Consider the following 23071-nt stretch of genomic DNA (forward strand, 5'->3'; position numbering starts at 1 on the left):
AACGGTATAAAGGAATAAAAATGAAAAAGATTTTGAAAAATATCTTGATTGGGGATGGTAAGTTTATGAATAGTCAACTTCGTCAATTTACTATGGCGACGGTAGCAATTGCGATTACACAAGTTGCGGCAGCACAGACCACAATGACCAACATTGTTCCGATGAAAATACCGGGACAAGGTACAGAAATCCGCGTCATGTTTAATGGTCTTCCTCCGCAGCCACAGGCCTATCAATTGGATAATCCTTCTCGATTGATTTTGGATTTTGACAATGCCAAGCAAAATATTAGTCAGGCATCCATTCCCGTGAGCAGCGATGAGGCTTCAACAGTTGATGTGGCTGCCGATGATCAACGCTCTCGATTAACAGTGAATTTAAAAAATAGTGGTGCTTTTACAACACGTGTTGAAGGCAATACTTTTATTTTAAAAATTAATAATGCTAATCAGGCACCGAGCTTACCAAGTTATGTCTCTCCTGTAGTCAATAAACAAAATCAGGGAATTGCTGACATTGGTTTTCAACGTGGAAATGCTGGCGAAGGACAGGTGATCGTCAGCCTTTCGGGTGCAAATACTCCTGTGGATGTTCAACAGCAAGGCAGTAAAGTTGTTATTCGAACTTTGGGAAATAAAATTCCTGCACATTTATTGCGTCGTTTAAATGTCAATGATTTTGCAACGCCTGTTTCTAGCGTAGACGCTTATAACGATGGTTCCAATGGTGTCATTACCATTCAATCATCGGGTAGCTATGAATATATGGCTTTCCAAGCTGAGAATAAATTAACCGTCAGCTTGAAACGACCTGCAGAAAATAAATTGGCTCACCCAAGTGCAAACCAATCTTATACAGGTAAGAAAATTTCTTTAGATTTCCAAGATATTGAAGTTCGTCGGGTGTTACAGTTGTTGGCTGACTTTACCGGAATCAATATGGTGGCTGCTGATTCGGTACAAGGCAATATTACCTTGCGTTTGAAAGATGTGCCTTGGGATCAAGCTTTAGACATTATCCTTAAAACAAAGAATTTGGATAAACGCCGTAATGGGAGTGTAATTTGGATTGCGCCTGTAACTGAGTTAATTAAAGCTGAAGAAGATGAAGCAAAAGCATTAGCTCAAAGTGTTAAATTAGCACCTATTCAGACTGAATATATTCAGTTGAATTACACAAAAGTCGCAGACGTTCTAAAATTATTGGAAGACTCTCGAAATCCGAAAGGGGCAGAAGCAAATCGAACCACCAATACAGAATCTTTAGCACTGGAGAGCCTTTTAAGTTTAAGAGGGAGTGCAGTAGCTGATACACGAACAAATACGTTAATCATTAATGATACTGCGAATAATATTGATAAAATTCGTAAGATGATTGATTTGCTTGATGTTTCTATTAAGCAAGTGATGGTTGAAGCACGAATTGTACGTGCAACAACAGACTTTACTAAAGAAATGGGCGTGAAGTGGGGGATCTTATCTCAAGGGATTAATAAAAATAATGACCTCTTGGTAGGAGGGAGTGAGCAAACGCTTTGGGATTTAAGAACACCAGATGATGATGGTAAGTATACGATTGACAGAACCAATGGTAATAACCTGAATGTAGACCTTGGTGTAACCACAGCTGGTGCAAGTAAAATTGCTTTTGGTTTAATCAGTATGTCTGATTTTATGCTAGATCTAGAGCTATCGGCGCTACAATCAGATGGTTATGGTGAAATAATTTCAACGCCAAAAGTCATGACCGCAGACAAGCAAAAAGCCAAAGTTTCATCAGGTCAACAGATTCCTTATCAAACAACACAAACAGCGGGTGGTGCTGCGACAGCCACTACGGAATTTAAAGATGCCTTATTAAGTTTGGATGTGACACCAAGTATCACACCAGACGGCAAGGTGCAAATGCAGTTGAATATTACCAGTGATACTCGTGGTGGAGTTGCCCCGAATGGTGAGATTATTCTCAATAAGAACCAAATCAATACCAATGTATTGGTGGATAATGGCGAAACAGTAGTCTTGGGTGGGATTTTTGAACAAGAAACTACATCTAGTCAAACCAAAGTTCCGTTCTTGGGGGATATTCCTTATTTAGGGCGATTATTTAGAAAAGACGTAAAATCTGATAATAAACGTGAGCTGTTAATCTTTGTGACACCAAGAATTGTTAATGACAGTCGTACGAGAAATCATTAATATAGTTTCAATGAAAGCAATTCGATAGGTGACTCCTTGCCAAGCAAAGAGTTTGAAACCCTACCAAATATCTATTTGGTAGGGCCCATGGGAGCGGGTAAAACAACAGTCGGTCGGCATCTGGCGGAACTGTTAGGTCGTGATTTTTTAGATAGCGATCATGAAATAGAAAGAAAAACAGGTGCATCCATCCCTTGGATTTTTGAGAAAGAGGGTGAACAAGGTTTCCGCACCAGAGAAACCATCGTCATTGATGATTTGACCTCCAAAAAAAATTTAGTTGTTGCGACAGGTGGTGGAGCGGTAACGCAAGCCATGAATCGTGAATATCTCAAGCATCGTGGTATTGTGATTTATTTATATACACCTGTTGAAATTCAATTATTGCGTACACACCGAGATAAAAATCGTCCCTTGTTACAAGTAGAAAATCCCGAAAAAAAATTAAGAGATTTGCTTAAAATTCGTGATCCATTGTATCGAGATGTCGCGCATTATATTATTGAAACCAATCAGGGTGCTGCACGAGATTTGGCACTTAAAATATTGCAGTTGATTGTTTCAAAAGAAATTGTTTAATCGGTAAATTATTATTCATTGTTATTTGGCAGGATCATGCAAACTTTACATGTTGAACTGGGTGAACGTCGCTATCCAATTTTTATTGGCAGTCATTTAAATCCGCAAGCGTTACTTGAACCTTATATTAAAGGGCGTCAAGTGATGGTGGTGACCAATAGTACTGTTCAACCTCTATATTTATCGCATTATGTTGAAGCGATTCAACAATTGGGTAAGAAAGTTGCAACATGTGTCCTGCCAGATGGTGAAAAATATAAGAATATTGAACATCTTAACCTGATTTTTGATGCTTTACTCGAGGCAGGATTTAACCGTGACTGTACGGTTTTGGCTTTGGGGGGCGGTGTGATTGGAGATATGGCTGGATTTGCCTCAGCATGTTTTCAACGGGGTGTTTATTTTATTCAAGTCCCAACAACGCTATTGTCTCAAGTGGATTCAAGTGTGGGGGGGAAAACTGGAATCAATCATCCACTGGGTAAAAATATGATTGGTGCATTTCAGCAACCCCAAGTGGTGTTAGCAGATATGGCGCAATTGAAAACCTTAGCTCCACGAGAACTTTCAGCGGGTTTGGCAGAAGTCATTAAATACGCGCTGTTGGGAGATGTGGAATTCCTTGTTTGGCTGGAAGCACATATGGAAGGTTTAGTTGCTCAAGATCCTGAATTATTGGCTGAAGCCGTATATCGTTCCTGTGCACATAAAGCCCGTATTGTCGCCAATGATGAAAAAGAACAAGGTGAGCGAGCACTGTTAAATCTCGGGCATACTTTTGGACATGCCATTGAGTCTTATCTCGGTTATGGGGTGTGGTTGCATGGTGAAGCAGTTGCAACAGGAATGGTGATGGCTGCGGATTTATCTCATCGTATGGGGTGGATTTCATTTGATGATTTGGCACGTACAAAAAAAATCATACAACGCGCACAATTACCTGTAGCATGTCCTCAAATTCCATTAGATGAATTTTTGGCTTATATGTCACACGACAAGAAAGTGTTAAATGGTCAACTTCGTTTAATATTGATGAAACAACTGGGGCAAGCTGTCATTACCAATGACTTTGACGTCGAGTTGATGAAACAAGCGATTTTAGCAAATCAAATATAGAAAAAGGTTCATGTTCAAATGGCAGCAATTCGTACAAATTGGCAAAATATTCGACAATATATTTGGTTGGTTGGTGGATTGCTATGTCTAGTGATTGCCGTGATTTTTTGGGCGGTCACAGATACTAAAGCATTGGTCACTGTGGAAAATCCGATAGAAGAGACTCAAGTCCAGATTCAACCGGAAAAAGTAGCGGCGACAACACATTTGGGCGCTTTAATGGATGAAGTGCGTCCACTTGAAATGACGACTCGTGTAGTAACCGCAGGCAATCATGATGCTGAATTTCGAGGAACAAAGTTTTTTCAAGAAAATAAAAAGGCGTGGACAATCGAATTGTTCAAAGCTTCGAATGAAGATGTCATTCAAAGTTTTTTGCAAAAACAAGCCGATCGTAAAAATTTTATCTATTTCCGTTTAAGTGGTGAAAATCAAACAGAACAGTATGTTTTGGCTTATGGATTATTTAAAACTGATGATCAGGCGAAAGTCCAATTACAACAGCTGAACCTCAAATTGCCAGCATCGATACATCCCCAATCAATTCAATTTGAGAAATATATCTCTTTGGTGAATGATTTAGGTGCCGATGAAATGACAAGTGCCAATAAACTTTATGAAGTTAAATTGAAGTCAGCACCTCTGCCAGTTGTAGATGAAACCGTATTGGCTCAAGCTAAATCAGCTTTATCATCATTAACGAATTCTTCTGGTACCGGCAGTGAAACGACCAAGACCACGATAACCCGCCGCGATGCTTCAGGCAAGGTTGTGGATGTGCAAAAATCACACTCAACCACCCAAGCACCATCAGGTACGAAAGAATCGAGTGCTGCTGCAACTGAAAAGAAACCTGTAGAACATGAAGTGAGTGATCCATTTAATTAAATGAGCGCTAAAATGAAGCAAAATAGATCGTGAGATTTATAATTTGCACAAAAATGGTGCTAAAAATGTATTTATAAGAAACGGCACTTTTTAATCAAGATCTTTATTTCACTGTATTTTAGCGATTTGGTGAACAAAAATAAAAACTGGCATATTTTTTGCTTTATTGTTGCGCTAATTGAGTTGATTGTCCCTATTTTGGAGCGAAATGATTTAGTTGGTGTGCGATTTTAAGTCAGGGCTGGTGCTTTATTTCAGTGCGAAAGCTGTAAAACAATTTTGCAATTAAAGTAAAAACAGACTGGTATTCAATTTAGACTAAGTGTTTACTTGGTATACGAAAATACTTAAAAATCGTAATTTAGTGTTTGAATGTTTTTCGCCCTCAAGGGCCTATGTAGAAAGAAGGGTACGCTATGCACATGCCATCGCCTAATACTGTAGCTCCCGCTCAAGGTTTATACCAACCGGATGAGTTTAAAGATAACTGTGGTTTCGGCTTGATTGCCCATATGCAGGGTGATGCGAGTCATGATTTAGTCAAGACCGCGATTCATAGTCTAAGTTGTATGACGCACCGAGGTGGTATTGCCGCAGATGGTAAGACCGGAGATGGATGTGGTTTACTCTTGGCTATGCCGAAAGCATTCTTCCGTGAAGAAGCAAAGAAAATCAGTGACATTACATTGAGTGAAGTCTTTGCAGTCGGTACAGTATTTTTAAACTTAGATCCTGCTCTTGCAGTGCATGCGAAAAAAATTCTCACTAAAGAAATTGAGGAGGAAGGCTGTCGTGTAATTGGTTGGCGCGTAATTCCCACCAACAATGAGGCACTGGGTTCAATTGCGATGCAGTCCTTGCCTGCTTTCGAACAAATTTTTGTCAACTGCCCAATGGGAGTAACTGAGGTTGAGTTTAACCGCAAGTTATTGATGGCGCGTCGTCGTGCTGAACAACAGTTGACGGCTGATCCATATTTTTATGTCACTACATTGTGTTCTACCGTCATCAGCTATAAAGGTTTGATGATGCCTGCATATATTGCAGAATTCTATACAGATCTTGCGGATGAACGTTTGGATTCACATATTGTGGTTTTCCATCAGCGTTTCTCAACCAATACACTGCCACGTTGGCCACTGGCGCAGCCATTTCGTTACTTGGCACATAATGGTGAGATCAACACCATTACGGCAAACCGTAACTGGGCAATAGCACGTACACCTAAGTTTGAAAACCCATTATTACCCGGTATTACTGAGCTTAACCCGATTGTAAACCGTACAGGTTCAGACTCTTCAAGTATGGACAACATGCTGGAGCTTCTGGTGGGTGGAGGCATGGATTTATTCCGTGCATTGCGTATGCTGGTACCGCCTGCTTGGCAAAACGTTGAGACTTTAGATGCTGACTTGCGTGCATTTTATGAGTTCAACTCAAAGCACATGGAAGCATGGGATGGTCCAGCAGGTCTGGTGATTCAAGATGGTCGCCATGCGATTTGTATGCTTGACCGTAATGGTTTACGTCCTGCGCGTTGGGTAATCACTAAAAATGGTTACATTACTTTGGCATCAGAAATTGGTGTTTGGGGTTATGAGCCAGAAGATGTTGTTTCAAAGGGTCGTGTAGGACCTGGACAAATTCTGGTGATTGATACATTCACAGGTAAAATGCTGGATACTAAAGATGTCAGTAACCATCTGAAAAAAATGCGTCCATATCGTGAATGGTTACGTGAAAATTCAGTTCGTGTACAAGGCAGCCCAGAACTTGAAGAATATTTATGTGATCAAGGCTTAAAAGGTGATGACCTAAAAGCGGCACAGAAAATGTTTATGGTGACCTTTGAAGAACGTGACCAACTATTACGCCCAATCGCGGAAAGTGGTCAAGAAGCTGTAGGTTCAATGGGTGATGATACCCCTATGGCGGTACTGTCACGTCAAGTTCGTCATGTGACCGACTATTTCCGTCAACAATTTGCTCAAGTTACAAACCCACCGATCGACCCATTACGTGAATCTATTGTGATGTCACTCGAGACCTGTATGGGACGTGAGCAAAATGTATTTGAGCAAGGACCTGAACATGCAGATCGTTTGATTATTTCAAGTCCTGTATTGTCCAATTCAAAAATGCATCAAATCCGTACCTTGGGTCGTAAAGGTTATGAAATTGCTGACATTGATTTGAACTATCCTGAAACGGAAGGTCTTGAAGCTGCCATCAGCAGAATCTGTGAAGAATCTGCACAGGCGATTCGTGATGGCAAAACTTTATTGGTAATTTCAGACAAGAAAATCCGTCAGGGTTATCTGCCTGCCAATTCTGCCATGGTAACAGGTGCAATCCATCATTTCCTGATTAATGCAGGTTTGCGTACCGATGCCAACATTATTGTTGAAACTGCTTTAGCACGCGATCCACATCAATTTGCAGTTATTCTTGGTTTTGGTGCGACTGCGATCTACCCATATCTTGCATATGATGTAATCAATGACTTGATTGCAAAAGGTGAGTTATTGGGCGATCCAATCCATGCACAGGCAAATTTCCGTAAAGGCATTGAGAAAGGCTTACTTAAAGTTTTGTCTAAGATGGGGATTTCTACAGTTGCCTCTTACCGTGGTGGTCAGCTGTTTGAAGCCGTTGGTTTGTCTGATGAAGTTGTGAATAAGTGTTTCACAGGTGTACCAAGCCGTATTAAAGGTGCAACATTCACTGATCTTGAAAATGATCAGAAAAAATTAGCGGAAACAGCTTGGAAATCTCGTAAACCGATCGACCAAGGTGGCTTACTCAAATTTGTATTCGACAAGGAATACCATGCATTTAACCCCGATGTGATTAATGCTTTGCATAAAGCGGTACGCTCTGGTAACTATGCTGACTTTAAAGAATATGCTGAATTGGTCAATACACGTCCGATAGCGACAATCCGTGACTTGTTAAAGCTGAAAACCGAGCATTCTATCCCATTGGAAGCAGTTGAATCGGTTGAAGAAATTTTACCGCGATTTGACTCGGCAGGTATGTCTCTAGGTGCATTGTCACCTGAAGCGCATGAAGCGATTGCAATCGCAATGAACACCATCGGTGGGCGTTCTAACTCTGGTGAGGGCGGTGAAGATCCGGCACGTTATGGCACAATCCGTAATTCGAAGATTAAACAAATCGCTTCAGGTCGTTTTGGGGTCACACCTGCATATTTAACATCGGCTGAAGTTTTACAGATTAAAGTTGCGCAAGGTGCGAAGCCGGGCGAAGGTGGTCAGTTACCTGGCGGTAAAGTGAATGGTCTAATTGCCCGTTTACGTTACTCAGTACCGGGGGTAACACTGATTTCTCCACCACCACACCATGATATCTATTCTATTGAAGATTTATCACAATTGATTTTTGACTTAAAGCAAGTCAATCCTCAAGCGATGGTTTCGGTGAAGCTGGTTTCTGAACCTGGTGTAGGTACGATTGCAGCCGGTGTTGCTAAGGCATATGCGGACTTCATTACGATTTCCGGTTATGACGGTGGTACAGCTGCTTCACCATTATCTTCAATTCATCATGCAGGTTCACCATGGGAATTGGGGCTTTCTGAAGCGCACCAAGCACTTCGTGTCAATGATTTGCGTGGCAAAGTACGTGTACAGACAGATGGCGGTTTGAAAACGGGTCTGGATGTTGTCAAAGCAGCAATTTTGGGTGCGGAAAGCTTCGGTTTTGGTTCAACGCCAATGATTGCTTTGGGTTGTAAATACCTGCGTATTTGTCACTTGAATAACTGTGCAACGGGTGTCGCAACACAGCAAGATCATTTACGCCAAGAGCATTATATTGGTGAGCCAGAAATGCTGATTAATTTCTTCCATTTTATTGCGGAAGAAACACGTGAATGGCTTGCAGCGCTAGGCGTAGCATCATTAAAAGACTTGATCGGTCGTACTGATCTATTGGAAATGCTGCCAGGTGAAACAGAAAAACATGCCCACTTAGATCTGAGTGCGTTGTTGGAATCACATCCGTCAGCGGAAGGTAAAGCACAATATTGCCAAGTACAAGGCAACGAGCCATTTGATAAAGGTATTCTTGCTGAGAAAATGGTGGCCGAAATGCTGCCTGCAATTGAAGCAAGTACAGGTGGTGTATTCCATTTTACTGTGGGTAACTGTGACCGTTCGATTGGTGCGCGTCTGTCTGGTGAAATCGCAAAACGTTATGGTAACTTGGGTATGGAAGCACATCCAGTTAAAGTGAATTTAACCGGTACGGCAGGACAATCGCTAGGTGTTTGGAATGCGGGTGGTTTGCATATCAGCCTTGAAGGTGATGCGAACGATTACGTGGGTAAAGGTATGGCAGGCGGTCGAGTTTCGATTTTCCCACCAAAAGGCTCACCATTCCAAACTCAGGAAACAGCAATTATTGGTAATACATGTTTGTACGGCGCCACAGGTGGTAAATTATTTGCAGCAGGTACGGCAGGTGAGCGTTTCGCGGTTCGTAACTCTGGCGCATTTGCCGTAATTGAAGGTGCGGGCGACCATTGCTGTGAATATATGACTGGCGGTATTGTGACTGTACTCGGTAAAGTAGGTCACAACTTTGGTGCGGGTATGACCGGTGGTTTTGCTTATGTACTTGACTTGGATAATGACTTTGTCGATTACTACAACCATGAATTGATTGAGTTAAACCGTATTTCTACAGAAGCGATGGAAGAACATCAAGAATTCCTACTTCGCATCTTAGATGAACATATTGCTGAAACAGGTAGTGCTTGGGCGTACAAGATCCGCAACGAGTTTGATTTCTACAGCCGTAAATTCTGGCTTGTGAAACCAAAAGCTGCTAATTTGCAAACGCTTTTGAAGACAACTCAAGCAGATCCACAATAATTCCACTACTCATATTTTAGGTAGGTGTGGATAACTTCACAGATATACACAAGTGAAAAGTTATCCACGCTCACCCACGGAGAGAGACATGGCAGAGCGCCTAAATAATGACTTTCAATTTCTGGATGTAGCACGCCAAGATCCAGAGAAAAAAGATATTAATGTCCGCAAAGCAGAGTTTGTGGAAATTTATAAACCTTTTACAGCGGAAGTGGCAGCAAACCAAACCCACCGTTGTTTAGGTTGTGGTAACCCATATTGTGAATGGAAATGTCCAGTACATAACTATATTCCAAACTGGTTGAAGCTGATTGCAGAAGGACGTATTTTCCAGGCAGCAGAGCTTTGTCATCAAACCAATACCTTGCCTGAAGTCTGTGGTCGTGTTTGCCCACAAGATCGTTTATGTGAGGGGGCATGTACTCTAAACGATGGTTTTGGCGCTGTAACGATTGGTAATGCGGAAAAATATATTAATGATACTGCCTTTGCTTTAGGCTGGCGTCCAGATATGTCCTCGGTAAAATGGACAGACAAAAAAGTGGCAATTATCGGTGCAGGTCCAGCAGGTTTAGGTTGTGCGGATATTTTGGTACGCAATGGGGTCAAACCTGTTGTTTTTGACAAACGTCCTGAAATTGGTGGTTTGCTGACTTTTGGTATTCCAGAATTTAAAATGGAAAAAGACGTGATGAAACGCCGCCGTGAAATTTTCACTGGCATGGGCGTTGAATTCCGCTTAAATACTGAAATTGGTACTGATATTGCCATTGATCAATTACTTGCAGACTATGACGCTGTATTCATGGGGATGGGAACATATACCTATATGAAAGGTGGCTTTGCCGGTGAAGATCTTGAGGGTGTTTATGATGCGCTGGATTTCTTGATCGCCAATGTGAATCGTTGCCAGGGTTGGGAAAAAGATCCATCAGAATATATCAGTGTTGAAGGCAAAAAAGTTATCGTGCTAGGCGGTGGAGACACGGCGATGGACTGTAACCGTACTTCAATTCGTCAAGGTGCTGAATCGGTTACCTGTGCTTACCGTCGTGATGAAGAAAACATGCCAGGTTCACGTCGTGAAGTGAAGAATGCACGCGAGGAAGGTGTGGAATTCCAATTCAATCGTCAACCGATTGAAATCGTAGGCGAAAATGGTAAAGTGACGGGTGTTAAATTTGTAACTACTCAACTCAGCCAGCCAGATAGCCGCGGTCGTCGTAGCCCTGAGCCTATTCCCGGTTCAGAAGAAGTTTTACCGGCAGATGCGGTATTGCTGGCTTTTGGTTTCAGAACATCTCCGGCTGATTGGTTTGCAGGTGCAAACATAGATTTAGACGGCTCTGGTCGTGTACTCGCTGCTGAAAAGCAAGAATTTAAATTCCAGACCTCTAATCCGAAAATCTTTGCAGGTGGTGATATGGTGCGCGGTTCTGACTTGGTTGTGACTGCAATCTGGGAAGGGCGAGAAGCAGCAGAAGGTATTTTGGATTACCTTGATGTTTGACTTTAAACGCTAAATATCCAAAGACCCATTTCCAAAGCCTGCATCATTGCAGGCTTTGTTTTTTGTCGGAACTTTGTTGGTTTTAGTGACAAAATACAAATGATTGAAAAGAATGAAATCTATATATAAGTTATTTATTTTTAAACAATAAAATATTTAATTTAACATGATATTTTTCATATCTATCTGACTGTTCTGACAATCTGAGCATTTTTGCTATTCTATGAATGATTATGCAATATACAAATATTGAGATTATGCCAATATAGATTGAATTCAGACAAATGTAGGATTAGACCGATGTCAACAGTTCAAGTGACGGCAGAAAAATCATATTTAAATCGTCCTAAAGCTATTGGTATTAAAGTCCGTAAACCAAGCTTTAACCCTAAAGCGATTCGCAGACATTTTTTTGCGAATTCACCCGTGATGTCGCACTTACTTACCGCATTGTCTTCAACTTTTCCGATTGGTGAACAATTCTTCGTGCATAGTGTGCGTAATGTACGAGACAAAATTACAGACGAAAAATTGCAAGCACAAATTGCGGCGTTCATTGGGCAAGAAGCCATGCATTCCAAAGCACATACAGAATTTAATGATGCATGGCGCCGTGATGACTATAACCTTGACAGTTTCCAAGCGTGGTTGGCACGTCGAGATGCATTTATCAAAAGTGTTCATCCCAAATTGCAACTTGCGGTCACTGCGGCATTTGAACACTTCACCGCTTTATTGGGTGGTTATATTCTGCGACATCCTGAAGTATTAAGTACTTTGGATGATGATGCTGTTAAACTGTGGGTATGGCATGCAATTGAAGAGATTGAGCATCGTGCAGTGGCTTTTGATGTATATCAGGCAATATATAAGGATGATCGTACACGTCGTACAGTGATGCGTAATGTGACTACAGGTTTTGCAAGTCTCACATTTTATTCTGCAACACGTTTGTTTATGCAGGATTGGAAAAAAAGTTTACCGAAAGTCCCACAAAACATTTTTGGAATTTATATGATTTCCAAAATGCTGATTTCATTGATTCCAGAATATTTGTCTTATTATAAAGCTGATTTTCATCCAGATGAAATTGATTATTCAAAGATTGTTGCTTATTGGAAGGAAAAATTGGCGGATGAGTATGGAATGGAAAGTTTCCAAGAAGAAGTTCATCCACCGCTTTATAGTTAATTCAAATAAGTACCCAAAAAGGCCATTGTAAATACTGGCTTTTTTAGTTTTCATGGAGACGCTGATGGATACTTTCTAAAGTATCCACCATGGTACGGGTCATTTGGTCGATTTCATAATTGAGCTTTCCACCGACTTGAGCATGTTTAAACGTGGTCAATCGCAAGGTTTCTGGAATTAAATCCACTGATATTTCATTATTTTTTCGATCAACCCGATTGACCGTCAGACTGCAACCTTGCAGTCCAATAAAACCTTTCTTAAAGAAGTATTTGATATTTTCGTCAGGGATGACAAGATCAATATGTACCGTCTCACCTGTATGGATAAGATCCCGAATGGTTGCCATACCTTCAATATGTCCATAAAGATTGTGTCCACCATTTTCCATTCCGGCTTTAATTGACCTTTCTACATTGACCTGATCACCAATATTCAAAAATTGTAGTGTGGTCAATGACATGGTGAGTGCGGAGACATCAAATGATACCGTATCTAACACGCTATCATAACCTGTTGCTGTTAAGCATGTTCCATCAATTGCAACACTTGCACCTATAAAAATATCGTCAAAAAAGTGATTTTCATTGGAAATATAAAGGGTTGTAAAGTGATCGCTATGTCGGATGTTGACCACTTTTTCTAAGCCTTGAACAATGCCAGTATACATACTCAATCTCATTTATTAAGCTGATTTTATTGTACAGGTTTCAATGAATTGGCATAGCCTCGAATTTTAAAATTATGCTGAGGCGTGTGCTAATTTTTTAGCCATGTTTTTGTAGAAAAATCAGAGAAGAGGCGCTGGGATGTTTAAAAGAATCCACTAAGTATTTGTTTTTTTAAATTACTCGAATGGGTTTGATTGGGTGTTTAACCTAAAGCAGTGCTAAAAATTTCTTGTTTTCTAACACTGCTGTTAAGCTCAAGATGAATTAAATATCATCCTTAAATTGTTTGATAATTTTCTGACGTTGCCAGGGTAAAGGTCGATTGATTGCTTCAGGAACATCCCCAGACGTAGAACGGAGTCGTAAATGAATTGCCGCTTGAGCAATTAAGTTTGCAGATACAGGCGCCGTAATAAAAGCCAATAAGGTAATCAGGAGTTCTGCAAAACCCAAACGACTGTTAAATGCGGCATAAATCATGCCTGCAAGTAGAAAGCTGCCTAAACCTAAAGTACTCGATTTGGTTGGTGCATGGAGTCGCATAAATAAGTCAGGTAGTTTAACCATCCCGATCCCGCCAACTAAAGTAAAAAATGCACCGATAATGAGAAAAAAGGAAACGGTTATTTCCATGATAAGTTGCATATTATTTTCCATGGCAGCCCTCCTTAATCAATCACATGACCTGTTGTGAAATAACGGGCAAGTGCAGCAGTTGAAACAAAACCAAGCATTGCGACCAAAAGCGCACCTTCAAACATTGACGTACTTGCCCAATAAATACCCAGAATCACGATTAAGCAAGTCGCATTTAAAAATAAGGTATCAAGCGCAAGTAGTCGATCTACAATCGAAGGTCCCATCACCAAACGAATCAAACACAGCAACATGGAGAGCGTGACGGCAACTAAACAAATGCCTAACGCATAAGGCAGAATACTCATGAGCGGTCTCCTGATTGAAGGTCAAATATCTCAATTAGTGGAACTTCATAGCGGGCTTTAATGGCTTGGATTTCAGCATCGACATCATCGCAACTCAAGGCATGAACCAAAATATCCCCACGCTCTTGATCGATTCCGGCACTGACAGTACCGGGGGTGGTGGTAATGATCATCGCTAACAGTGTATTCACGTGTTCATGGTCTGTGTCCAAAGGGATTCGAAACCATTTGGGTTGAAGATTTTTGGTGGGACCCAAAACCTGTTTTGCGACTTTAATATTACTGATAATGATGTCCCACAGCACCACTAAGAATAATTGAATGGCACTTTTCCAATGAATATTCGGGGTGCAAACAATAAAGGGCTGTATCAATTTGGGAATAATCAGACCTAGCGTGATTGCCACCACAATATCAAAACTTTCAGCGCTATGATTCAGCATCAGCCAACTCATTGCCACAATCACAGATACAAAGGGATGCGGCACAATACGGGTCAATAATGATTGATTCTGCATTTATTGCTCCATTGGCTTCAGTTGATTATTTTCCGTATGCTGCTGTTCCTGTCCTTTGATTTGACGCTGCTTATACTCAGAGATATGTTCGCCCTGTAAAGTATCTGGGCTAATAATATAGGGAATATAATGCGCGTTTGGATCGATCATTTCACCATTGTATTTGGTTTCAGGAACATAGTTCGGATCGAACGGCTGGACACTAATGGTTTGTCCTTGTTCATCAGTTTTTAAAATACCGTGCTGATACACGGATGCATCAGTAATTTGTGCGGCTGTTTTTTCAATATAGTTTAAAATGGGGGCGGCACAGACAACATAGGCAATTAAAGCCACCAGCAATAGATAAATTGTTTTATCGTTGCGTGCCGGTGCTTGATTTGGCAAAGCTTGATAAGCAGCATAAGCTTGCTCTTTAGGATTATTTTCAGGTGCAGTTGCACGCCAAAAGAGAATGAATCCGACTCGAGTAAAAGCAATAATACTCAATAGGCTGACGAGTAGAATCACCGCAATAATCCAGCCTTGCGCCGGAATATTTGCAGTGGCTTGCAAAATTAAAACCTTACCCAAAAAGCCACTAAATGGCGGTAAGCCTGCCATCATCAATGCAATCAGAAAGAACGTCATTGCCAGCACTTTGTCTTGCTTCATTTTAGGCGCAACTTTGAGGTGATCTTTCATTTCACCACGTTGTGACGTAATCCAGCCACATACTAAGTAAAACGATGCTGCAATTACAGTACTATGGACCAGGTAATATAAACCTGCCGACCATGCTTGTGTATTGAGCATTGAAATGGCAACTAAAATTGTGCCAATCGAAGACAGCACCATAAAGCCGACAAAACGACGCAAACGCTCTGCTGCCAGTGCTCCAATGACCCCATAAAGTGAAGTGAGCAAACCGATAGGCAATAACCATGTCTGAAGAAAATGGGCGCCTAAAGCATCATTAAATACTGTGCCGTTAACACGTAAAATCGCATACACACCGACTTTGGTCATGATCGTGAAAATGGCAGCAACTGGTGTTGTTGCGACAGCATAAGTTTTTGGTAGCCAAAATCCGACAGGTAACATGGCTGCCTTGATCCCAAATACCACGAACAGCAGTAAACCGCCCGCAATCGCAAGTCGATGTTGATCGTTGTCTAAAGTAGGTAACAATCGCCCCACATCTGCCATATTTAAACTACCCACACTGCCATAAATCATGCCTAATCCAATCAAGAACAGGGCTGAAGCCAGTAAGTTAATGGTGACGTAATGTATACCCAGTTGAAAACGGGCTTTGCCTTGACCATGTAATAGCAATACGTATGATGCCATTAACAATATTTCAAAGAAAACAAATAGATTGAACAAATCGCCTGTTAGAAATGCACCACTCAATCCCATCAGCAACAGATGGAACATGGCATGGAAGTAGCGACCACGCTCATCCCATTCCTTACTGGCAAACCATAAAATTGGGGTTGCAAGTGCGTAGGTAAGCACCAACATTAATGCTGATAAACGATCCAGCACCAAAACGATACCAAATGGTGCTGACCATTCAGCCAATTGATAAACAAATATTTTTCCAGTATTGGCTTGGAGCAGATAAGCAATTGCTGTCGCAAGTCCGAGAACAATCGAAACTAAACTTAGACCACGACGCCATGGCTGTCGCCAATCATGTTTTAAAGCCCCAGAACCAGGATTGCCCAGTAAAATGAGTAAGAAACCAGTAAATGCCGGAATCAGGATACTCATAATTGGAGAGTGAGCATACCAAAAATCTAAAAAGCTGCTCATTATGGCTCATCCTCACGTGGGTCAAAACTGCTGGGTTCCTCTTTTGCATCAACATGGTCGGTACCCGATTCATATCGGCTGCGTAATGCCAACTGCACGATAAAAGCGGTGGTTGCAAAGCCAATCACAATTGCTGTGAGTACCAAAGCTTGCGGTAAAGGATCGGTGACTTTTGTCGCCTGAATGAGAATGGCGGGTGAACTGATTTGTATTCTTCCCATCGCGAATAGAAAAATATTCACGGCATAGCCAATCATCGCCAATCCCAGAACAACAGGAAAGGTACGAGCTCGAAGAATAAGATAGATACCAGAAGCAACCAATAATCCAATCGCAGATGCAATTAAAAATTCTAAACTGATCATGCATTACTCCTTGGGTACTGGACCAGACATACTGGAATGTCTAGAGTCGCCTAAAACAGAAATGAGTAACATTGTCGCACCCACTACAGTGCCATATACACCAAGATCGAATGCTGCCGCAGAAGCGAGATGGAATGTTCCAAATAGGCTGGATTCAACATAGACATGCGCACTGGTGAGGAAAGGACGAGCCCACAACCATGAAGCAATGCCTGACAGCCCTGCAATCAATAATCCTAATCCAATCCAAATTTCGTAGAGACGACCTGATTTCGCTCGCAGCATTTTTTCCGCTTGGTCTTGTCCGAGTGCGATATATTGAATCACCAGTGCCATTGAGGTGATTAAACCCGCAATAAAGCCACCACCTGGATAATTATGTCCACGTAAGAAAATATATAAACTGACCACTAAAGCAACAGGGAGTACCCATGAGGCAGTCATACGGAACATCAAAGGTGATGGGTTAAAGCGATAGCTTAATCCTTTTGTCATGGTGGTACCGTGTGTACGCATCCCATCCATCATGCAGAGTGCACCAATCGCTGCAATACCCAATACAGCAATTTCACCAAAGGTATCGAAACCACGGAAATCGACTAGAATGACATTGACGATATTTGAACCACCACCCAATGGAAGTGACTGTTGTACAAAGAACCATGAAATTGAATGATGATCACGTGTCATGATGAGCCATGCAATCCAACCGATTCCGATACCTCCACCAATGGCAATCACAGCATCACGCCAGCGACGTGTACGGCTCGATTCATAAGGTGTCAGTTGAGGAAGGAGTGACAGACTCATCAACAAGAGTACGGTGGTAACCACATCTACAGTAATTTGAGTCAGTGCCAGATCAGGGGCTGAAAGCGTCACAAAAATCATGGTGACGACCAGACCTATTGCACCACTAATTAGCACTGCCTTGATCCGTTCATGATGGAACCACAGCATCATCCAACATGCCGAGAACAGCAATAACCAAAGGACGATTGCTGTGAATGGTGCATGGGTAAGTTCACGTGTCCCTGTAGTCAGGTTTTGGTTGAGTAGCGGTGCGGCAACTAAAGCAATACTCAACGCAAGAATGAGCAATAAATAGTTTTGCAGTGAACCCGTTTCGGTATTTTTCTTTATCTTGCGAGATAGTGATAACAGATTTTTCAGGAAATCTTCAAATAATAATTTTCCTTGTAAACGCCCTAAGCTTGGGTCAAGGTCTATTTCACGAATTCGTCCACCTTTGGCTAAGGCAAAGTAGAAAACTACACCGCCGATGAGGGCAACAGCACTCATGAGTAAAGGCAGATTAAAACCATGCCAAATGGCTAAATGAACACCTTCAAAGTTTAAGTATTGTGTAGATGCACGTGTTCCTGCATTGACGATATTTTCCACCAAAAGGGCAGGAAGAATACCCACCAGAATACATAGCGTTGCCAATACAATTGCGGGTAGGCGCATCCCAAGCGGCGGTTCATGCGCATTTTTATTGGGCACATCACGTCCTAGATCACCATCAAAAAATACACCATGTACCAGACGTACCGAATAGGCAACTGCAAATAGCCCAGCCAAGGTTGCAACAATTGCGGCTAGGACAACATAGCCACCAGATAAGTTTGCCAATAATTCCGTAAAGAACATTTCTTTAGAAATAAAGCCATTGGTGAGGGGTACACCAGCCATACTTGCAGCGGTAATCATGGTTAATGTTGCAGTAAAAGGAAGCAGTTGCCATAGTCCACTGAGTTTTCTTAAGTCACGTGTACCTGATTCATGATCAATGATTCCTGCAATCATGAACAAAGCGGCTTTAAATGTGGCATGGTTAATGATATGGAAAATCGCTGCTGCAACGGCTAATGGAGAACCTATGCCCAAGAGACACATGATCAGACCTAAATGACTAATCGTCGAGTAAGCCAGTAAACCTTTTAAATCTTCTTTGAAAATGGCAAAGAATGCTGCCATACATAAGGTAAACAATCCAATGGTGGTCACAATGTTATGAAACAACGCTGAACCCACAAAAATGGGAAGTAAGCGAGCAACAAGGAAAATCCCCGCTTTGACCATGGTCGCTGAATGTAGATAGGCTGATACAGGCGTTGGGGCTGCCATCGCATTTGGAAGCCAAAAGTGAAAAGGAAATTGCGCACTTTTGGTAAATGCACCCAATAAAATCAATAATAAGGCTGGGACAAATAAACCACTGCTTTGAATTGTTGTTGTCATTGTGGTGAGTTGGTCAATTTGATAGGTACCTGCAATATGACCAATCAAAATAAATCCACCCAGCATGGCTAAGCCACCCATTCCTGTGATGGTCAGTGCCATACGTGCGCCACGTTGCGCCGCTTCGTAATTGCTCCAGTAACCCACGAGCAAGAACGATGAAATACTGGTCAGTTCCCAGAACACCAATAATATGATGAGGTTGTTCGATAGAGAAATACCCAGCATCGCTGCCATGAATAGCATCAATAATGAATAGAGTTTGCTGAGAGAGTTTTTAGGATTTAGATAGTAGTAGGCATAGATATAAATCAGGGTGCCAATACCGGTGATCAGCAATGAAAAAATTAAACTTAATGCATCTAGACGAAAGCTAAAATCAATCCCAATTTGGGGTAACCATTGCCACTGTTCTAAAATGGCATTGCCGCTCAATACTGTTTTTGCCTGAGTCAGTAACAGTATAAAACTGCTTAAACTGACCCCGATTGCCCCTAAAGCTGTTACCCCACGAGAGAATTGCTTCAGCCACAGGACAAGGGTAGTGCCAAGTATTAACGGTAATAGAATAATAATCGGAAGCACACGCGTATCCATTATCGTGAATAGGTCGTGAAACCTATGTGAATCTTATCTTTCAAGGATTTGAGGAATGCAAGGAACAGTCCAATAACTTAAATCTTGAAAGCCGAGTTAAATTAATGAGTAAAAATCAGTTGTGTTGCGCAACATGAGAAAACGATTAGAAAATCAATTAAGATTGAAAAATCTAATTTGAATTGATTTTTTCATAGTATTACATGAGCAGAATAACATCAATTTATTTTGTCAGTTTTTGCGCAAACATTTGTAATTATACGCTTATGATCGCATTTGGCTGTTTAATCTTTAAGCCATGCGTCGTAATCTATGATTTTGATCAGCTTTGACAAAAAATCAATTCAAAATAAGCATCGTCACGATTTGAGAATGTTAAAAAAGCAGAGGTTGGCCATTTCTCAACATTTATCATGTTGGCAGAAAAACTTTCCGACTAAGTTCTTTTTAAAGCAATGATTTATGCGAAGACTGATCATCACCTGACTGAATTAAACGCTTCAATTCAGCTTGTTGCTCTTCATTGAGCTGTTGAAATTGCTGAAATAATTGTTGTGCATTGAGACTCTGCATACTGGGTTCAAGTAAAGGCTGTTCGTTATCTTTAGGGATTTCTTTCAACAAATTTTCATAGATGTATTGATATTCATCCCATACATCATTGTTTTTAATTTCATAAAGTTGTTTATTTTCAAGTTTAAAACATTGATATTCATCCGCTTGTTCCAACAGGGATTCATGGCTGGCTGTTGCAATGATTTGCAGACGAGGAAATGCCATATTTAAGCGATCCAGAATGAACTGTAATCCGAGTTGATCTAAATCGACATCAATTTGATCGATCAGCAAGATGCCTTCACCCTCTTCACAAGGATAAAGGCTCAATGGATTGAGCAAACACAGGCGACGTACAATATCCCCCACCAATGCCAACCAATTTTTGACGGTATTGGACAATTGTTGATAACTAAAATTGTGGTCCTTATAAGTGACCATGAGTTGTAGCTTGGGTTGGTATTCCAGATAGATATCGGTGATTTCAGGAAGAATGATATTCAGGCTTTTCTTTAGTGCTTGTAAGCTGGGTGCATGCAATTGCGAATGTGCCTGAAATAAAATATGTTGAAAGTCTTGATCGAGCTGAGCAGCTGGCTGTTTTTTTTCTAGAACATTTTGAAATAATTGTGCAAGTTGTGCATTTTCAATATCACTCATTTCCCTGAACCATTCGAAAAATCGAGCAAAGGTTGTATAGGGAATTGGTACCAATTCATAGGCATTATGTGCTTGTAAAACAATCGGATTATTTTTATTGAGAATATTAACCTCATTGACAAAACGTTCAGCGGGATAGTAAGCCAGCATAGGTAATCCTTGTAGGGGATCATTTTTAATCACTTGCTGATAACGCTCCACCAACTGTTCGAGTTGCTGTAGTTCAACTTTGCTGATTCCTATCCCTGAGCTATTAATGGTTTTATAAAGCTGCCAATGACAGCTTTGAGGATCAGCTTCAGTTGTTGCATTACTTTCTGTCAATTGTCCCATTTCTGCTGGGAAATGGATATGAACATCAATTTTAGACTGAATGCGGTCCTGCATGATGTCCTGATCAAGCATCACAATACCAGGCGTTCTTAAATCTTTCAGACGAGCTGGAAACCAACTCAACGCTTGATAAATATTCTTAATGATGGCGGTTTTACCGCTGGCTTGATCACCCACAATGAGGGTAATCGATTTATTATTTTTATTATCGAAATTTATTTTTAAATCAGCAAAATGGTATGTATGCCGAAAATGAATTGCTTCTAGTTTCATAAGATACCTGACATTTAACGGGCAACATGAAAGTCTATGACGATTCATCTTTTGACTATGCGATTTTACATATTGATGAAGGGATCAAAACCTTATGCTGTTGCCTGATTTTTAAATGGAGTTTTTACTTTCAGTTGTTGTACCAGATCATAAATGTGATGAATATTTAGACTGGCTTTTGCTCGGGTACAAGCAACATATAAAAGTCTCAATTCTTCATCACTGATTTTATGTTCCAAACCGTTTATTTTAAATTGGTAATCATCTTCGATATGAACTCGATTCCACTCAAGTCCCTTGGCTTTATGTGCAGTAGAAATCACATAATCAGCTTGCTCTATTGGGGTAATTTTAGCAAGTGCTTTTTTGAGTGGGTCTGTACCATGGTCATCAACCAGTTTAACTAAAGGCTTGATATCACTTCCGTCATTGGTTTCACAATATTCATGCACGTCATGCCAAGAATTAAACCATGCTAATTCAGGAACATCGACTACACGTTTGCCCTGTTTTAATAAACTGGCGGCATCGACAAAACGATTGAGTTTGGCATGATCGGCCTGCAAACTGACTTTATCTCCCTGAACCAGACCTGAAAGAAGCAATTCCATTGCTCGGGCATTGGTACGGCATAAAATTGCATCACGCATTTTGGTATGGGGTTTGTTAACCACAGTAGATTTCATTTCTGGATTCCCCAACAGAGGGACAGTTTCCTCCAAAGCACTGAGTAGACGATTTGCGACATCTGCAATCGCATCGCCAAAACGAAATGAGGTGGTTAAACGAGATTCAGGAAGTGGCATTTGCTGCATGGCATTGACTGCACCACGCCATGCGTAAATTTGTTGGTGTGCATCGCCGACATAAATGACTTGGGTGTTGCGTTGACGTAGTAAAATGCCGAGCATCAATGGATCAGCATCTTGTGCCTCATCAAACAAGACATAATCTGCGGGAATAAATGGGTCTGAAAGCGCCCATAATTTGAGATAAATATCATGACCGATTCCCGCTTGATGGTTTGGGTCAATCGACTCTAACCAACGACGCTCTACCGCTTTATAAAGGTGTGTTTGCAAAGATTCGACATCATCGGGATGCAACCAGCTGGGTGCTTGTATATGACGTGGTGCAGGATATTGAGAACTTGTTGAGCAGAAATAACTGACTGCGTTGGCCACCAGACTGGCTAAACGACTGGGCATCAACACGTATTTTTCATAACGTCCCCCCATTAAGCGTCTCAATGTAATCGGTTCAAGTCGATATTCTTTTGCAATAAAACTTGGGCTTAAACGGGGCAGGCGTAATTTATCGGTTACTCCACGAGGCACACTACGGAAAGCAAGGGAATGAAAGGTTCTGCAATCTACATTTTGATGAAATTTATTCTGTGCTTCTGTTGCGATGGCTTTATTAAACGCCAGATACATTCCACGTCGATCAGTCATGGCATCGCTGATTAACTGTAAAGTAGTCGTTTTACCTGTACCAGCATAGGCAATCACTTTAAAGGATTGTCCTTTTCTTGCTTCTGCAATTGCAAAACTTTGCTCGGAGGTTGGCGTAAAAGAATAAGGCACAGTCGTTATGAAATCTTATTGGGTTGAAATTCAGTATGCGCTGAGTATAGCAAAGAATGCTGAGTGCTAGGATTAAATCTATGCAGTTGTTGTAGAATGATGATGCAGGGAAAAAGAAGACAGGTTGAGAAGAAAAACTTAAAAC

16 protein-coding genes are annotated in these 23071 nt (G+C 41.1%); 7 read left to right on the forward strand and 9 right to left on the reverse strand.

Annotated elements, in window-relative coordinates:
* Window positions 1-20: 20 nt before the first annotated feature.
* The 7 genes from OSH00_RS07685 to OSH00_RS07715 all read left to right on the forward strand — a co-directional run bounded on the left by OSH00_RS07685 (window position 21) and on the right by OSH00_RS07715 (window position 12380).
* Window positions 21-2198, forward strand: coding sequence for a type IV pilus secretin PilQ (locus OSH00_RS07685; protein ID WP_266129948.1), 2178 nt, complete (start codon window positions 21-23; stop codon window positions 2196-2198).
* 36 nt (window positions 2199-2234) lie between these two features.
* The gene (gene aroK, locus OSH00_RS07690) at window positions 2235-2777 is read left to right on the forward strand and encodes a shikimate kinase AroK (RefSeq protein ID WP_004825383.1); all 543 of its coding nucleotides are present in this window, start codon (window positions 2235-2237) and stop codon (window positions 2775-2777) included.
* A gap of 36 nt (window positions 2778-2813) precedes the next feature.
* A complete protein-coding gene (aroB, locus tag OSH00_RS07695; RefSeq protein WP_266129949.1) occupies window positions 2814-3893 on the forward strand; it encodes a 3-dehydroquinate synthase in 1080 nt (359 codons plus the stop codon).
* An 18-nt stretch (window positions 3894-3911) separates the two neighbouring features.
* Window positions 3912-4781 carry a hypothetical protein gene (locus tag OSH00_RS07700; protein WP_266129950.1) on the forward strand — a complete coding sequence of 290 codons (870 nt, stop codon included), beginning with the start codon at window positions 3912-3914 and terminating at the stop codon, window positions 4779-4781.
* A gap of 422 nt (window positions 4782-5203) precedes the next feature.
* Entirely contained in the window at window positions 5204-9679 is a 4476-nt protein-coding gene (gene gltB, locus OSH00_RS07705) for a glutamate synthase large subunit (RefSeq protein WP_266129951.1), read from the forward strand.
* A gap of 88 nt (window positions 9680-9767) precedes the next feature.
* Window positions 9768-11189, forward strand: coding sequence for an FAD-dependent oxidoreductase (locus tag OSH00_RS07710; protein WP_266129952.1), 1422 nt, complete (start codon window positions 9768-9770; stop codon window positions 11187-11189).
* Between the two features lie 300 nt (window positions 11190-11489).
* On the forward strand, window positions 11490-12380 hold the full coding sequence (locus tag OSH00_RS07715) for a metal-dependent hydrolase (protein ID WP_196075537.1): 891 nt from the start codon (window positions 11490-11492) through the stop codon (window positions 12378-12380).
* 43 nt (window positions 12381-12423) lie between these two features.
* Here the strand turns inward: OSH00_RS07715 and OSH00_RS07720 are convergent, their stop codons facing one another.
* From OSH00_RS07720 to OSH00_RS07760, 9 genes are all read right to left on the reverse strand, one after another.
* Entirely contained in the window at window positions 12424-13050 is a 627-nt protein-coding gene (locus tag OSH00_RS07720) for a riboflavin synthase subunit alpha (RefSeq protein WP_266129953.1), read from the reverse strand.
* 265 nt (window positions 13051-13315) lie between these two features.
* A complete protein-coding gene (locus OSH00_RS07725; RefSeq protein ID WP_196075611.1) occupies window positions 13316-13696 on the reverse strand; it encodes a Na+/H+ antiporter subunit G in 381 nt (126 codons plus the stop codon).
* Window positions 13697-13719: 23 nt separating this feature from the next.
* Window positions 13720-13995 (reverse strand): monovalent cation/H+ antiporter subunit F, encoded by a 276-nt coding sequence (locus tag OSH00_RS07730; RefSeq protein WP_004825367.1) that lies wholly within the window; start codon window positions 13993-13995, stop codon window positions 13720-13722.
* On the reverse strand, window positions 13992-14513 hold the full coding sequence (locus OSH00_RS07735) for a Na+/H+ antiporter subunit E (RefSeq protein ID WP_266129954.1): 522 nt from the start codon (window positions 14511-14513) through the stop codon (window positions 13992-13994). The genes OSH00_RS07730 and OSH00_RS07735 overlap by 4 nt, the downstream gene beginning before the upstream one ends.
* Entirely contained in the window at window positions 14514-16313 is a 1800-nt protein-coding gene (locus tag OSH00_RS07740) for a monovalent cation/H+ antiporter subunit D (RefSeq protein ID WP_266129955.1), read from the reverse strand.
* Window positions 16313-16678, reverse strand: a complete 366-nt coding sequence (locus OSH00_RS07745; RefSeq protein WP_004825361.1) for a Na+/H+ antiporter subunit C — start codon at window positions 16676-16678, stop codon at window positions 16313-16315. The genes OSH00_RS07740 and OSH00_RS07745 overlap by 1 nt, the downstream gene beginning before the upstream one ends.
* 3 nt (window positions 16679-16681) lie before the next feature.
* Window positions 16682-19519 carry a monovalent cation/H+ antiporter subunit A gene (locus OSH00_RS07750; protein WP_266129956.1) on the reverse strand — a complete coding sequence of 946 codons (2838 nt, stop codon included), beginning with the start codon at window positions 19517-19519 and terminating at the stop codon, window positions 16682-16684.
* A gap of 447 nt (window positions 19520-19966) precedes the next feature.
* Entirely contained in the window at window positions 19967-21340 is a 1374-nt protein-coding gene (locus OSH00_RS07755; RefSeq protein ID WP_266129957.1) for an AAA family ATPase, read from the reverse strand.
* 92 nt (window positions 21341-21432) lie between these two features.
* Window positions 21433-22926: a UvrD-helicase domain-containing protein gene (locus OSH00_RS07760; RefSeq protein ID WP_266129958.1), complete on the reverse strand. Its 1494-nt coding sequence runs from the start codon at window positions 22924-22926 to the stop codon at window positions 21433-21435.
* Window positions 22927-23071: the final 145 nt, after the last annotated feature.

Origin of the sequence: Acinetobacter nematophilus (assembly GCF_026344175.1) — a bacterium.
GTDB classification, from domain to species: domain Bacteria; phylum Pseudomonadota; class Gammaproteobacteria; order Pseudomonadales; family Moraxellaceae; genus Acinetobacter; species Acinetobacter nematophilus.